Annotated in this window: 17 protein-coding genes; 7 read left to right on the forward strand and 10 right to left on the reverse strand. The window is 65.7% G+C overall.

Features of this window, described 5'->3' with window-relative positions:
- Window positions 1-149 precede the first annotated feature (149 nt).
- Window positions 150-443, forward strand: coding sequence for an MTH1187 family thiamine-binding protein (locus A5790_RS20160; protein WP_066848210.1), 294 nt, complete (start codon window positions 150-152; stop codon window positions 441-443).
- On the opposite strand, the gene A5790_RS20165 is transcribed toward A5790_RS20160, so the two are convergent.
- Together A5790_RS20165 and A5790_RS20170 are read right to left on the reverse strand one after the other, a co-directional pair.
- On the reverse strand, window positions 440-730 hold the full coding sequence (locus A5790_RS20165) for a metal-sensitive transcriptional regulator (protein ID WP_066848212.1): 291 nt from the start codon (window positions 728-730) through the stop codon (window positions 440-442). The two genes, A5790_RS20160 and A5790_RS20165, sit on opposite strands and share 4 nt — an antisense overlap.
- A 2-nt stretch (window positions 731-732) precedes the next feature.
- The gene (locus A5790_RS20170; RefSeq protein ID WP_066848214.1) at window positions 733-1347 is read right to left on the reverse strand and encodes a DUF305 domain-containing protein; all 615 of its coding nucleotides are present in this window, start codon (window positions 1345-1347) and stop codon (window positions 733-735) included.
- Window positions 1348-1427: 80 nt separating this feature from the next.
- Here A5790_RS20170 and ilvD point away from each other — a divergent pair, with 80 nt between their 5' ends.
- Window positions 1428-3158 (forward strand): dihydroxy-acid dehydratase, encoded by a 1731-nt coding sequence (gene ilvD, locus A5790_RS20175; RefSeq protein ID WP_066848216.1) that lies wholly within the window; start codon window positions 1428-1430, stop codon window positions 3156-3158.
- A gap of 30 nt (window positions 3159-3188) precedes the next feature.
- On the opposite strand, the gene A5790_RS20180 is transcribed toward ilvD, so the two are convergent.
- From A5790_RS20180 to A5790_RS20200, 5 genes are all read right to left on the reverse strand, one after another.
- A complete protein-coding gene (locus A5790_RS20180; protein ID WP_066848396.1) occupies window positions 3189-3662 on the reverse strand; it encodes a hypothetical protein in 474 nt (157 codons plus the stop codon).
- 132 nt (window positions 3663-3794) lie between these two features.
- Window positions 3795-4202 (reverse strand): SRPBCC family protein, encoded by a 408-nt coding sequence (locus A5790_RS20185; protein ID WP_066848218.1) that lies wholly within the window; start codon window positions 4200-4202, stop codon window positions 3795-3797.
- A gap of 37 nt (window positions 4203-4239) precedes the next feature.
- On the reverse strand, window positions 4240-4752 hold the full coding sequence (locus tag A5790_RS20190; protein WP_066848220.1) for a hypothetical protein: 513 nt from the start codon (window positions 4750-4752) through the stop codon (window positions 4240-4242).
- 25 nt (window positions 4753-4777) lie between these two features.
- A complete protein-coding gene (locus A5790_RS20195; protein ID WP_066848222.1) occupies window positions 4778-5551 on the reverse strand; it encodes a DAPG hydrolase family protein in 774 nt (257 codons plus the stop codon).
- A gap of 1 nt (window position 5552) precedes the next feature.
- A complete protein-coding gene (locus A5790_RS20200) occupies window positions 5553-6890 on the reverse strand; it encodes an FAD-binding oxidoreductase (protein ID WP_066848224.1) in 1338 nt (445 codons plus the stop codon).
- A gap of 66 nt (window positions 6891-6956) precedes the next feature.
- On the opposite strand from A5790_RS20200, the gene A5790_RS20205 reads away from it, so the two are divergent.
- Window positions 6957-7628 carry an IclR family transcriptional regulator gene (locus A5790_RS20205; RefSeq protein ID WP_066848233.1) on the forward strand — a complete coding sequence of 224 codons (672 nt, stop codon included), beginning with the start codon at window positions 6957-6959 and terminating at the stop codon, window positions 7626-7628.
- On the opposite strand, the gene A5790_RS20210 is transcribed toward A5790_RS20205, so the two are convergent.
- Complete coding sequence (locus A5790_RS20210; RefSeq protein WP_066848237.1) at window positions 7629-8294, reverse strand: O-methyltransferase; 666 nt, start codon at window positions 8292-8294, stop codon at window positions 7629-7631.
- Window positions 8295-8602: 308 nt separating this feature from the next.
- On the opposite strand from A5790_RS20210, the gene A5790_RS20215 reads away from it, so the two are divergent.
- On the forward strand, window positions 8603-9016 hold the full coding sequence (locus tag A5790_RS20215) for a type VII secretion target (protein WP_082961817.1): 414 nt from the start codon (window positions 8603-8605) through the stop codon (window positions 9014-9016).
- 55 nt (window positions 9017-9071) lie between these two features.
- Here A5790_RS20215 and A5790_RS26420 read toward each other — a convergent pair whose 3' ends face one another.
- Window positions 9072-9203: a hypothetical protein gene (locus A5790_RS26420; RefSeq protein WP_255361662.1), complete on the reverse strand. Its 132-nt coding sequence runs from the start codon at window positions 9201-9203 to the stop codon at window positions 9072-9074.
- Between the two features lie 16 nt (window positions 9204-9219).
- Between A5790_RS26420 and A5790_RS20220 the strand changes: the two genes are divergently transcribed.
- On the forward strand, window positions 9220-10134 hold the full coding sequence (locus A5790_RS20220; RefSeq protein WP_231987847.1) for a hypothetical protein: 915 nt from the start codon (window positions 9220-9222) through the stop codon (window positions 10132-10134).
- A 784-nt stretch (window positions 10135-10918) separates the two neighbouring features.
- Here the strand turns inward: A5790_RS20220 and A5790_RS25860 are convergent.
- Complete coding sequence (locus tag A5790_RS25860; protein WP_156656464.1) at window positions 10919-11116, reverse strand: hypothetical protein; 198 nt, start codon at window positions 11114-11116, stop codon at window positions 10919-10921.
- Between the two features lie 46 nt (window positions 11117-11162).
- On the opposite strand from A5790_RS25860, the gene A5790_RS20225 reads away from it, so the two are divergent.
- Together A5790_RS20225 and A5790_RS20230 are read left to right on the forward strand one after the other, a co-directional pair.
- Window positions 11163-12338, forward strand: coding sequence for a secretion protein EccK (locus A5790_RS20225; RefSeq protein ID WP_231987848.1), 1176 nt, complete (start codon window positions 11163-11165; stop codon window positions 12336-12338).
- A gap of 84 nt (window positions 12339-12422) precedes the next feature.
- Window positions 12423-13601 carry a zinc-dependent alcohol dehydrogenase gene (locus A5790_RS20230; protein WP_066848247.1) on the forward strand — a complete coding sequence of 393 codons (1179 nt, stop codon included), beginning with the start codon at window positions 12423-12425 and terminating at the stop codon, window positions 13599-13601.
- Window positions 13602-13623: the final 22 nt, after the last annotated feature.

Consider the following 13623-nt stretch of genomic DNA (forward strand, 5'->3'; position numbering starts at 1 on the left):
CCTCCATCTTGGGCAAACGCTCAATCCACACTCGTGACCTGCATTGTTCATCGGTCATGGGCGCTCACTGTTAACACCAGCTACCGGATCGATCGGCCCGCGGACAACAGGCATGACTTGATCGGGCCTGCCGGTGGCAGGCTGGTCGCATGATTGTGGCTTTCAGCGTGAGCCCGACGGGTGGCGACGACAGCGTGGGCGACGCGGTCGCCGAAGCGGTCAAGGTGGTTCGCGAGTCGGGGCTTCCGAACGAGACCAACGCGATGTTCACGAACATCGAGGGCGAGTGGGACGAGGTGATGGACGTCGTGAAGCGGGCCGTCGACGCAGTGGCCGCGGCCGCACCCCGGGTGAGCCTGGTGCTCAAGGCCGACATCCGCCCCGGCCACACCGATCAGCTGACGGCCAAGGTCAGGCGGATCGACGAGGCCCTGGGCGGCTAGGAGCGCACCAGCCGCGCGATGGCCGCAGAGGCCTCGGCCAGCTTCGTGTCGGCCTGGTCACCGCCTTCGGCGACCGCCTGGGCCACGCAGTGCCCGAGATGCTCGTCGAGCAGGCCGAGCGCGACCGACTGCAGCGCGCTGTTGACGGCGCTGATCTGGGTGAGCACGTCGATGCAATACTTGTCGTCCTCGATCATCTTCGCGATGCCGCGAACCTGACCCTCGATCCGACGCAACCTTTTGGCGTAGTTTTCCTTCTGTTGCGAATATCCTTGCGCCGCAGTCATCTTCAGCCCCTCAACATCTGATTCATCTGGTCGATCTCGGCCTGCTGCGTATCGACGATGGTCTGAGCCAACCGCTTGGCGTCGACGTTCTCGCCGTTGGCGAGCTCCGCGCGGGCCATCTCGATCGCACCCTGGTGGTGGGCAATCATCGACTCCAGCCACAGGGTGTCGAACTCGGGGCCCGAGAGCGTCTGGAGCTTGGCCATGGTGGCGTCGTCGACCATGCCCGGCATCGCGCCGTGCCCCTCGTGGCCGCCCTGCCCGGTGTCGGCGTCGGGGTTCTCCTGCCACTGCACGAGCAGCACCTGCATGGTGCGGATCTCGGGCTCCTGAGCCTTCGAGATCTGGTCGGCCAACGCCTTCACCTCCGGATTCGTGGAGCGGTCCGGAACCAGCGCCGACAGTTCCACGGCCTGCTCGTGATGCGGGATCATGTTCGTCGCGAAGGCGACATCGTCGGCGTTATAGCCGGCCGGTTGACCGCTGATCACCGGTTCGTCGGAATGCTCGTGGTCGGTATGTCCGTCAGAGGCCGGGCTGCTGGTGCACGATGTGAGCAACATCGCGGTGGCGAGGGCGATCAGGATGGCGGTGAGGCGAGCGATCAGCGACGTCATGAAGTCGAGAGTACCGGATACCCCACCGGGGTATCGATAACGGTTTGGCCGGGGCAAAACACCGGAGGCATACTTGTTTGATGCCCTCAGAAACTCCCGGCACCGAAGCCCGCCATCAGGCGGAGCCCGATATAAAGCCCCGCAGTCGCGACGTCACCGACGGCCTGGAGAAGGCCGCCGCCCGCGGGATGCTGCGCGCGGTCGGCATGGGCGACGACGACTGGGCCAAACCCCAGATCGGCGTCGGATCCTCGTGGAACGAGATCACGCCGTGCAACATGTCGTTGCAGCGACTCGCGCAGTCGGTCAAGGGTGGCGTGCACGCCGCCGGCGGCTTCCCGCTGGAGTTCGGCACCATCTCGGTGTCTGACGGAATCTCGATGGGCCACGAGGGCATGCATTTCTCCCTGGTGTCGCGCGAGGTGATCGCCGACAGCGTCGAGACCGTCGTGCAGGCCGAGCGCCTCGACGGCACCGTGCTGCTGGCCGGTTGCGACAAGTCGATCCCCGGCATGCTGATGGCAGCGGCGAGGTTGGATCTGGCGTCGGTGTTCTTCTACAACGGCTCGATCATGCCGGGCACGGCCAAGCTGACCGACGGGACCGAGAAGGAAGTCACGATCATCGACGCCTTCGAAGCGGTCGGGGCATGCGCGCGCGGGCTGATGTCGCGTGAGGACGTCGACATCATCGAGCGCGCCATCTGCCCGGGTGAAGGCGCCTGCGGCGGCATGTACACCGCCAACACCATGGCCTCAGCCGCCGAGGCTCTCGGAATGTCGTTGCCGGGCAGCGCCTCTCCGGTGGCCATCGACAAGCGCCGCGACGACTTCGCCCGCCGCTCCGGTGAGGCCGTCGTCGAGATGCTGCGCCGCGGCATCACCGCCCGCGACATCCTGACCAAGGACGCGTTCGAAAACGCGATCGCGGTGGTGATGGCGTTCGGCGGTTCGACCAACGCGGTGCTGCACCTGCTGGCGATCGCCAGCGAGGCCAACGTCAAGCTGACGCTGGAGGATTTCACCCGGGTCGGCCAGAAGGTGCCGCACCTGGCCGATGTGAAGCCGTTCGGCCGGCACGTGATGAAGCACGTCGACGAGATCGGCGGTGTGCCCGTCGTGATGCGCGCGCTGCTCGATGCCGGTCTGCTGCACGGCGATTGCCTGACGGTGACCGGTCAGACGATGGCCGAGAACCTGGCGCACATCGCTCCCCCGGACCCGGACGGCAAGGTGCTGCGGGCGATGAACAACCCGATCCACCCGACCGGCGGCATCACGATCCTCCACGGTTCGCTCGCGCCGGAGGGGGCGGTGGTGAAGTCGGCGGGATTCGACTCCGACGTGTTCGAGGGCACGGCAAGGGTTTTCGAGCGCGAGCGGGCGGCATTAGACGCGTTGGAAGACGGAACGATCACGCACGGCGATGTCGTCGTGATCCGGTACGAAGGCCCTAAGGGCGGGCCGGGGATGCGCGAGATGCTGGCGATCACCGGCGCGATCAAGGGCGCGGGCCTGGGCAAGGACGTGCTGCTGATGACCGACGGACGGTTCTCCGGCGGCACGACGGGCCTGTGTGTGGGCCATATCGCGCCGGAAGCCGTCGACGGTGGGCCGATCGCGTTCGTCCGCGACGGTGACCGCATTCGGCTCGACGTCGCCAACGGGACGCTCGACATCCTCGTCGATCCCACCGAGTTCGATTCCCGCAAGGCCGGTTTCGAGCCGCTGCCACCGCGCTACACCACCGGCGTGCTGGCCAAGTACACCAAGCTGGTCGGATCGGCAGCCGTCGGCGCGGTCTGCGGATAGCGCTGGTTGCTCGAGCGCGCTATCGAACGGCTATCGAGGCGGCGGCGGATCGGTCGGCGTCAGCGCGATGGGCAGCCAGTACGTGCCGGGCCCCTGGCCCGGGCATCCCGGTGCGGGCACGGTGAATGTGCGCTCACCGGAGAAGCTGCCGTCGCCGTTGGGCTTGAGCCAGTCCGAACGCTGCGTCGTCACGGTGCCGCCGCTTCCGTCGGGATTGCAGTAGAAGGGGTAATCACCGGCGGACTCCCACCGGTCGCCGTTCCACCGGTATTCGAATTGCGCTGGCGCGTTGGGGTCCTGGGAGATTTCCGTCTCCCTCAACCAGCGGGAGAGGCAGCCGTCGACGTCGCAGTGCGTAGTGAACAGCCCGAGCTGGGTGGCCGGACCCGCCGAAGCCGGTGCACCGTTGAACGTCTGTCTCGCGTGATCGAGTAGAGCGTTGTAGTAGCCGTAGATCGGTACCGGCTCGGGGCGGTCGGCGATGGCTAGAGGTGCCAGTGCCACTGCGCTGCAGCCGAGGCCCACGGCGACGGACAATGCTTTCGACTTCACCGGAGCTCCTTCGGCCGGAGCCCTCGGCGGACTGAGAACTCTAGGGGCTCTGGATAACACAGAGCAGCGTCGGATGTCGCCTAATCAGCGGGTTCGGCGCGCGAACGCCAGCCCGGCTATGCGCGGCAGGGCGATCGCACACACAGGAAGGTACGCGGTCGCCCACCACGGCACCCCGAACACGATTCGGGATCCGCCGTTTTCGGCAATCACCTCATGGCGCGTTGCGCCGACGCCTGCGACCTTCCACGCCCAGCAGCGCCCGGGGCGGAATTCGGTGACGGTGAAAGGCAGCGCCACACCGACCGGCGTGAACACCCTGCCTTGTGAGCCGAGGTGCATGGCGCCGCCCTCGTCCAGTTCGGCGCCCGACACGGTCGGACCCCACTTCGGCCACGTCTCGAGGTCGGTGATGACGTCCCACACGGCTTCGGGAGCAGCGTCGCTGAGTAATTCCACCGTCGGCATCCCGCGTCGGAATCCGAAGTCCATCTCTGGCTGATGCCCCGGTCGGTCGCGCGCTAAACGACTAGGTGGGCGGCGGATCGATGGGAGTCAGGGAGAAAGGCAGCCAGTGGGTGCCCGGACCCTCTCCCGGGCACCCGGCCCCCTCGATGAGGAGTGTCCGCTCCCCGAAGAAGCTCCCGTCCGGGTTGGGCATCAGGTAGTCCGAGCGGGTGGCTTTCACGGCGCTGCTCGGGTCGTGGCGATCGCACATGTAGGGATACTCACCGCTTGTCGACCAACGGTCGCCGGTCCACCGGTATTCATAGAACTGCGGAGCGCCCGGGTTGCGGGCATGGTCGTCCTCGTTGTTCCAGCGCGCCACACACCCGTGGACGTCGCAACGAGTCGTCAACTCGACGGGCACGTTGATCGGATTCATCGGCGTCGGCCGACCGTTGAAGGTCTGCTTCGAGAAGTCGATGAAGACGTCGTAGAACCCGTACAGCGGCGGCGGTTCGGCGCGGTCCGCGTGTGCGACGGGCGCCACGACCATGGCTGCGGCGGCAAAGACGGCTGCCGGCAAGGTTTTCGACATAAGACTGGGTAACACGTCGAGAAGATCAGTGCCTGGAGAATCGATCGAAAAGTTCGGGCAGGAATCCGGCGAGGTGGTTCATCTCCTGCGCGCAGTGCACCATCAAGTCGCGTGGATCCGGAAGCTGTCGCGCCGCAACCGGACGAATTACCCTGTCAGTCAGTCGATTACCGCGGCGAACGCCGACATGCCTGCCTCCCATCCAGAACCGCGAACGCATCTCGGCGCCGTCCGGCATCGCGCGGACCTGGTGCACCAGCCAGCCGACATCGACAGGAATGTCGCCCGATCCGAGCCGCGCGCAGATCGCCACACCGTCGCTCAGGTCGCCCAGCCCCAGTTCGGACGGCTGCACGAACCGAATCGCAGGCCGGGTGAAGGACGAGCCGAGGTACTCCTCCACTAGAGATGTCCGACCGACATACCCGCCTTCGCCGCCGCCGTCGTCCCACCGGGCGGACACGTGCGCGCGGGGATGCCACAGTTTGTAGCGGCGTGAGTCGTGGCCGTGCCACCCGAACCACCAGTCCCACATGGCCGGTGTGACCCCGGGCATGTCGGTGCGAACCGACGCCTGAATGCCGCCGTCACGCAGAACGCCGTAGCCGTTCTCGGTCTGCTGGTACCCGTCGACGCGCATCGCGACGAGATCGTCGAACGCCGGAAGTGTCGGCTCGGCTTGAGGGCCGTGCTCCAGTGCCTCGACGACATGTCGTGGAAGAGGCGACATCTCGGGGTTGTAGAACGCCGCGAACTCGACGCCGAGGTCATCGTCGCGGTAACCGAGGTAGGACTTCATGTCACACCCTGCCCATCCAGCTGTGGAAGCGCCCGTCGGGGTCGTACTGCGCGCGCACGCGGTCGAGGCGGGCCATCGCGTCGTCGGTGGCGAATCGGGCCGGTCGCTGTCCGAGGTTCTCGTCAGCGAGTTGGATGCCGGTGGCCAGATGCGCCATGGCCGCCATGTTCGAGCAGGCCCAGTCCGCGTAGCGCTCGTCGTCGGCGGCGTCGCGCCAAACCGTATACATAGCGAGGTAGATGTCGTCTTCGAGGCTGTACGCCATGTCCTGGCGGGCCGGCGAAGGGCCCCAGTTCAACCACAGGAAGTGCGACGGGTGCGGGGGCAGAGTGTCGATGATGCGGCGGATCCCGGGCAGCAGGTCGTCCGCGGATGCCGACGTCCACATGTTGTCGGCGGCGTAGCGGTAGCCGGTCGGATAGTTGCTCATCACCCCCTCGTACCAAGTCGCGAGGTCGGCGGGCGCGTATGGGACCGCGACGACGGCCCGGTCGCGCACCGGGCAGGTATCGAGCAGCGCCAACGCTTGCAACGCTTCGTCCTCCGAATCCGCGAACACCGGTGACGCCATGACGATCCCGGGCTGCTCGATTCCGGCGCCGGGCACGCTTTTCGACGCGACGATCTGCAACTCCACCCGTCGGTCGACGTCGGCGCTGATCGCCCTGGCCCACGTGAAGATCTCGTCAACCAACTCGATCGGATACACGTAAAGGCTGCTGCCGCAGATGGCTGGGCGCGGATACACCTTGAGGTGGAACGCGGTCACCACACCGAAGAATCCCGGCCCTGAACCTCGTGCCGCCCAGTACATCTCGGGGTGGCTGTCCGGACTGCAGTGAATCCGCTCGCCGTCGGCGGTCACCACATCCAGTCCGATGACGCTTTCGCAAGCCGGTCCGAGAATGCGGCTGTTCCAGCCGTATCCGCCCTGCAGCAGGTATCCGCCGACGCACACGCCCTTGCAATGTCCGGCCGGGAAGAACAGGTTCTGTGCCTCCAGGTCCGCGGCCAGCAGGCTGCCGCCTTTTCCGGGCCCGACGACCGCGGTCATGCGCTCGGCGTCGATGGTGCAGTCGTCCAGGCGACTGACGTCGAGCAGCATGCCGCCGTCGCGCACGTGATTACCTGCCCAGCTGTGACCGCCCGAGCGGACGCCGACTTGGAGGTCGTGTGCGGCCGCATAGCGCAGCGCGGCGACGACGTCATCGACGTCTGCGGCTTGGACCACCACTTCGGGATAGCGGGCCGGGGTGCGCGCATTCCAGACGGTCGCGCACCGGGCAGTCTCGTATCCGTCGTCGGAGCGGGTGAAGGAGCGACCAGATGGGACTGGCATCGGGGACCTCCTTGGTCCATATACCGAATCTTTGTGAACCGGTATGCGAATCAATATAGTGAGGGCGTGACTCGTCCGGACCCAAATGAACGAACCGATGCGGGGCGGGAAGACGGCATTCAGGTGCTGCGCCGCGCAGCAGCCGCCCTGGACGAGATCGCGGCGGCGCCCGGCCGCCTGCGGCTGGTGGATCTAGGCGCTCAGCTGGGCCTGGCCAAGTCGACGGCGCGCCGACTGCTCGTCGGATTGGTGGAGGTCGGCTTCGCGGCGGTCGACGACCAGGGCCGGTTCTCGCTCGGGGATCGGCTGCTCGGCCTTGGAAGCGCCGACGTGGCGGGACTGGCAGCGTTGTTCCGCCCGACGCTCGAGCAGGTCGCGACGACCACCGAGGAGACAGTCGATCTGTCGGTGCTGCGGGGTAGCGAGATGTTGTTCATCGACCAGCTGGAGTCGGCGCATCGGCTGCGCGCGGTGTCGGCGGTCGGCATGCGCTTTCCGCTTCAGTCGACGGCCAACGGCAAGGCGGCGACGGCGCTGTTGAACGGGTCGACCGAGGTGGCGTTCGACCGTGACGAGCACACCGTCGGGATTTCGGCCGCCGGCGTGGCCGGGCGTACGGCCGGCGGACACGTCGTCGCCATCTCGGTGCCCGCGCCGACCGAACGGTTCGCGACCCACGAAAAGCGGATCGTCGCCGCGCTGACGGCGGCGGCCGCGACGGCGCCCTGGTCGAGATGACTATTCGACGATGCGGGCGACGGCGAAGCCGTCCCAGCCTTTGAGCCCGACGGTCTGTATCGCGGCGGTTTCCAGTTGCGGATGGTCGCCCATCATCTCGAGCATCTCGCGCACGGCGCGGGCCTGGGCGTCATCGGCTGCCGGCTCGAGTACGCGGCCGAAACGAGCGATGTTGTCCACCACGATGATTGAGCCTGGCTTGCCGAGTTTGATGGCCCACTCGACATAGGCGACGTTGTTCTCCTTGTCGGCGTCGATGAAGGCCAGATCGAAGACGTCGCCGCGGTCGGCCAGCATCGGCAGTGTGTCGAGGGCTGCGCCGACGATGATCTCGATGCGATCCTGTACGCCCGCGCGGGCGAAGTTTTCCTTGGCGATGTCGGCGTGCTTGGGGTCGTATTCCAAGGTGACGACGTGGCCGTCCGGCCCGACGCCGCGGGCGAGGTTGATGGTGCTGTAGCCAGCAAGGGTGCCGATCTCCAGGACGCGGGTGGCCGAGGACAGCGACGCCAATAGATAGAGAAGCTTGCCGTGTTGGCCGGACACCTCAATGGGAGGCATGCCCGCGGCGTTGCCGGACTCGCGCGCGGCGCGCAAGGCGTCGTCCTCGGTGTGCAGGATGCGGTTGAAAAGCTCGTCGAGCGTCTTCGAGTCGGGGTCGGACATCTGCGGAACGATAGCGGAAGCGCTTCTGGGTGGCGACGGGCGTAGTCGGGGTTTGCTGGCGGCGGTAGCAGTGCCCGGTTGTCCGGTGACGGTTCGGGCCAGACGCGGCGCCGGTCGGTAACTCGTCGCGCGTGGCAGGGAGCCTCGAGGAAGGTGTCGAGCGTGGGAATCTGCGGCAGAACGGATGCTCGCGAGTGGTGAGAATTGGCGCGGTGGGTGGTGTTGGGGGTCGGGTAGCATTTGCCGGGTGACGCCTGAGGGGGCATGCCAACCGATCGGCGCGACGCTGATCCGTGCGCGGAATGACGATGACTGAGACGCTGCGAATCGATACCGACCTGGTGCTCGAAGCCGGTGGGCGGTTGAGTGCGGTCGCGGATGCCATCCCCGAGCCGCCGGCTTCGTTCAAGCCGGCGGGTGAAGATGCTTTGTCGACGGCGATCGCTGCCAGGGTGGCTGAAGTGGTCGACCCGGCGATCGCGCAGCTGCCGGTCGTCAAGGCGGAGTTAGCGAAGTACGCGCAGAATGTGGTCAACGCCGCCAACACCTACGACGCGGTTGACCGGCAGATCGCCGAAGACATACGCAAGCGCGTCGAATCGATCAGTGATGCGACGGGGGCGGGCGGCGCGGTCGGCGGTGTGTCGGGTGCCGCGTTGGGGACGATGTCATCCTCGGACGCGACGCCTTCGGTCGGGGAGGAGCCGGGGCCCGCGCTGTGAGTTATCCTCCACCGCCCGGGGGTCCGCCACCAGGCAATCCCGTTCCGCCACAGGGCTATTCGGGGCCGTATGGTCCGACTCCGCAACAGCCGCCGTGGCAGCAGCAGTGGCCGGCGGGTCCGCCGCCGAAGAAGCGTGGCAACGCCTGGAAGTGGCTGCTCGGTGGTGTGGCGCTGTTAGCCGTCATCGGAGTCACTGTAGCAGTGACGATTTCGGCGACGTCGGACGGTGGAGGCAACAACGATCCGACACCGTCGGGCGAAACCTTCGGTCTAGCAAGCGCCGACGACACAGGCCCCGCAAATATCATCACCGAGGACCCAACATGTGCGGCGTGGACACCCATAAACCAGACATTTGGCGCTGCACTCAAGAAGGGTTGGGATAAGCGCGATGTGAGTATTCCGGCCACCGATTGGTCGCCCGAACTCAGAGCACAGTACGAAGGTGTGGCTGAGGGATTGAGAAATGCGACCGACGAGACGGTGCGCTTGGCAAAGCAGACACCACATCGGGTGATGCGAGAGTTGTACGAACAATTTATAGCCTACGGACGAGCATTCAGGGACGCGGTGCCAACCTATACCGAGAAGGATAACCACCTAGTAGCCGCAGCAATCACATCCACCAATGTGCTCGTGTACATCTGCTCGGCGATCCGATACGGATCGGCCGAAGCTCGCTTCCCGCTCGTCGACGAACCGACACAACCTTCAGAGGTTCCCCAGCTAGAAGACCCGAACCATCCGTCAAAATTGTTGACGGATGCTGATCGAACCTGCAGCGAGTGGGACCGTGTGCTCAACGCGTTCAACGCCGAAACAAAGGCGTGGCAAGCGCTCGATCCAAACTTGGCCGCTGCCGATTGGACCGAAGAGCAGCGAACTGTCGTTGCATCCGTAGTTCCGAAATTCGAGCAGTCTGCCGATGAGTTCGAGAGACTCGCCTCGCAGACAAGTAATTTGACGCTGCGAGACCTAGCCAACTTCGCTGCGCAATATCGCCGCGCATATGCAGAAGCGCTTCCAACCTATATCGTCGCTGATAGTTATCTCGATCTCACTGCCTACAGAGTCTCATCGCTCATCTATGAGGCGTGCAAAGCCGTCGGACAGTAGCGATGGGGCGCTCTCGACCACTCGATCCTTACCGCTTGACCGCGCCGCCCGCATGGCCGGAGGTTGACGAAGACGCCCTCAGTAGATGTAGTGATGCCTTCTCGAACGCATCAAAATCCGTCTCTGTCCAATTAGATTCGTTAAGACAGCAGCGGTTGAGGCTCTTCGCGGGCGCTGGAGGGTGGTCGGGAACGGCCGCTGCCGCAGCCGATGGCGCCCTTCGTCAACGCGAAGTTGATCTTGAGTCGACGAAGGAAATGCTGAATGCTGCGGACAAATTGTTCAGCGACAGCGCTGGCGCTGCCACCAGCGCGAAGAACGCGATAATCAGCACTGTCGAGCTAGCGAATAAGATCCTTGACTGGATCCGGACGAGTGATGACATACCCGAGGATGCAAAGGCGCTGGCGATCCGAGAAGGCATCGCAGCCATCCGCAAGGAAAATATCGCGACCATCGCAGTTGCAGCTGAACGCATAACAGCTATTTCAAACCAACTTCCGGAGGCTCCACCGTCTGAAGACAGGTTCCTTTCGAACCAAAGCGAGCCTGGTCGAGATCAAACTATCGTGCCGGTCAGCAATTTGCGCGGACTCGAACCCCCGACCGGAGTTGTCGACGGCCCCCGGCCGGAGGTCGGTTCACCGAACTTGCCCACAAGCTTGAGAAAAGGCGGTCCTCCAGACGGAGAGTCAGACAACACCGCGGAGGCTCCTCTTCCGGAAATACCCGCCCTAATGCCAGACGATGCAGCAACATCCCGCGACCCACAGGGATCTGACGTTCACGCGGATGCGCCACCCGCACAATCCTCGTTGGGTGGAGCCGCCATCCCCGGAGTCCCCGGAATACCCGCCGCCCCAAACAATCCCGCGGCACCCGCACCTCCGCGCATCAGCGCCCCAACCAGCCCGCTATCGAGCGCCGGTTCGTCGACACCGTCGGTCCCAGCCACACCGTCTGCGCCCACCTCGCCAAGCACGCCGAGCACAGTCAATCCCGCAGCCGCCTCACCGACTCAGACGCCAATGGCCGACTTCCAATCGACCATGGCCGAATCGGCCGCCAAAGCTGTTGCTCAGGCACCGATTCCGCCACCGCAATCCGCGCCGATTGCCGCATCGGCCATGCAGCCGTCCAATCTTCCCCCAGTTTCGGACACGCCGCCCACAACGCCATCCCAGACCACAGCCCCGCCCACCGCCGGCCCGACGACCGGCCAAGCGCCCGTCGCGCCGCTTCCCGCACCGGGCGGAGCGCCCACTCCACCCGTACCGCTAGGCCCGCCACCCACGCCGTCACCGGCCGCGCCCATCGCCCCAGCCGCCAACGTCGTCCCCGGCATCCCGCCGAGCACAGCCGCACCTGGCGCCGGCACGGTGGGCGCCCCTGCGCCCGTTCCGGTTTCGGCCGCGCGTGCTCAACGTGAGGCGATCGCGGCCGCCACCCTCCGCGGGCCATCCGGCAGCGATCCCGCTCAACTCGCCCAACGAATCGCGGCTGCCCTGAACGTCGGCATCACCGACATGGGGTTCTACTGGGTCACCGGCCTCACCAAAGACGGGACCATTGTCGTCGCCAATAACTATGGCCTCGGCTACATCCCCGAGGATGTCAAACTGCCCGACCGCGTCAAGATGGCCACTGCCGACGAAGGGATCCCCGCTCATGTTCGCGGATCATGGGCAACGTATCCGATCCTCGCACTTCATGGTTGGGCACAGCACCACAACACCGAACTCCGCGCCGTCATCGCCACCGAGGACCAGTTCAAGGGCTTCGACCCCGGCGCACCCCGAATCGTCCTGCGTCCCGACGATATCCCCGAGAAAGGCCGGATGGATGGCCGTCATCGCCTCCAGGTGATATCCCCCGATGCAGCAACCAAGTTGGCCGCTATCACGCCCACCGGCCTCTCCGAGGTGCTGCCTCCACCGCCCACCGACGCCACTCCCCCAGAGGACCGCCGCGCCCTGCTGTGGTTCGAGGTCTTCCGTCCCTTGCTCAGCAACTCACCAGACCGCGCCCCGGTCCAGTTGCAGTGCTTCGTCACCTATGCCGACCACGCCCAGGAACTGGCGCTACACCGAGCACATACCGCGACCGATGCCGCCGACCAGCGCGCCGCCATCGCCGACTGGATCTACTGGCAGCACCTGAGCGTCCTCATGCAGGACGCGATCGCCACCGACGCCACCGTCTAACACCCGCGCCCCGTTCAAGCGCTAAGCCGAAGTTTGGCACTCACTCGAATGGGCACGCCACCCTCAGACCACGAGGAGTCGCCCATGCGAGCAGTCACCTGGCAGGGTCGTCGGAAAGTGTCCGTCGACAACGTGCCCGATCCCGCGATCAAGGAACCCACCGACGCGATCATCCGAGTCACCAGCACCAACATCTGCGGCTCGGACCTTCACCTCTACGAGGTGCTCGGCGCCTTCATGAACCCCGGCGACATCCTGGGCCACGAAGCGATGGGCGTCGTCGAGGAGGTCGGGCGCCAGGTCGACGGTCTGCAGCCCGGCGACCGCGTCGTGATCCCGTTCAACATCTCCTGCGGCCACTGCTTCATGTGCGGCCAGGGCCTTCAGAGCCAGTGCGAAACCACCCAGAACCGCGACCAAGGGACGGGCGCCGCGCTTTTCGGCTACTCCAAGCTCTACGGCGAGGTCGCCGGCGGGCAGGCCGAGTACCTGCGCGTCCCGCAGGCGCAGTACACCCACATCAAGGTCCCCAACGACGGCCCCGACGACCGCTACGTCTACCTCTCCGACGTGCTGCCCACGGCATGGCAGGCTGTCGAGTACGCCGCGGTACCCGACGGCGGCACCCTGGTCGTCCTCGGCCTGGGTCCGATCGGCTCGATGGCCTGCCGTATCGCCGCACACCGCAAGGGCTGCAAGGTCATCGGCATCGACCTGGTCGACGAGCGGCTTTCCCGCGCTCGCGCCTACTGCGATGAGCTGATCGACCTTCGCACCGACGACGCCGACGAGGTCGTCAAAAGCCACACCGAGGGTCGCGGCGCCGACTCGGTCATCGACGCCGTCGGCATGGAGGCGCACGGATCTCCCGTCGCCGAAACCATGCAGACCGCCAGCGGCTTCCTGCCCTCACCCATCGGCCGCGTCGTGATGAAGAACGCCGGCGTCGATCGGCTCGCCGCTTTGAACTCCGCGATCGCCCTCGTCCGCCGCGGCGGGACGATCTCGCTGTCCGGCGTCTACGGCGGCGCCGCCGACCCGATCAACATGATGACCCTGTTCGACAAGCAGATCCAGCTGCGGATGGGCCAGGCCAACGTCAAAAAGTGGGTGCCCGACATCATGCCGTTGCTGACCGCAGAGGATCCGCTGGGCGTCGAGCAGTTCGCCACCCACCGGCTTCCGCTCGAGGACGCCCCCGGCGCGTACGAAACCTTCCAGAAGAAGGAAGACGGCATGGTCAAGACCATTCTGAAGCCCTGATGCCGATGGATCAGTCCGAGGC

It is taken from the genome of Mycobacterium sp. 852002-51152_SCH6134967, from assembly GCF_001667105.1.
GTDB lineage: Bacteria > Actinomycetota > Actinomycetes > Mycobacteriales > Mycobacteriaceae > Mycobacterium > Mycobacterium neumannii_A.